The sequence below is a fragment of the Arthrobacter sp. 05T410 genome (genome assembly GCF_056396505.1).
This window is the reverse complement of the sequence record NZ_JBFTLP010000054.1, coordinates 1-541: the sequence shown is the minus strand read 5'-3', so window position 1 is coordinate 541 and position 541 is coordinate 1. Positions and strand designations below refer to the sequence as shown.

The following is a 541-nucleotide window of genomic DNA, read 5'->3' as shown; positions in this document are numbered from 1 at the left end:
GTCTGAAGTCCGGCGAATCGATCACCGAAACTTTCACCGTGACCGTCAACGACGGCAACGGCGGAATCGTCGACAAGGCGATCACGGTCACCATCAATGGCACCGATGACGGCGCCATCATCAACCCGGTTCAACCGGGTGATGACAAAGGTTCGGTCACCGAAGACGGCACGCTCACGACAGGCGGCAAGCTCGAAGTGACCGACCCGGATGCCGGTCAAGCCGTCTTCCAAACGCAGACCAACGCAGCCGGTCAGCACGGCACCTTCTCCATCGACGCCGATGGCAAGTGGAACTACACCCTGACCAAYAACGACCCRGCCGTTCAAGGCCTGGGCGCKGGCAAGACCYTGACSGAGACSTTCACCGTCACRACGGCKGATGGCACGACRGGTCAAGTGGTCGTCACGATCGTCGGYACSAACGACACCCCCGTTCTGACCGGCAAGGCTGACGGTGCGGTTACCGAAGACGGCACGCTCGTTGCCACCGGCAAGATTGATGTCGCTGATGTTGATACGACTGACACGCACACCTGGAC

At 60.8% G+C, this 541-nt stretch carries 1 protein-coding gene; it reads left to right on the top strand.

Going from position 1 to position 541, the window contains the following annotated elements; all coding sequences use genetic code 11:
- Window positions 1-38 precede the first annotated feature (38 nt).
- On the top strand, window positions 39-541 hold a 503-nt coding region (locus tag AC1DFR_RS22360), incomplete at its 3' end, for a VCBS domain-containing protein (RefSeq protein ID WP_476874504.1).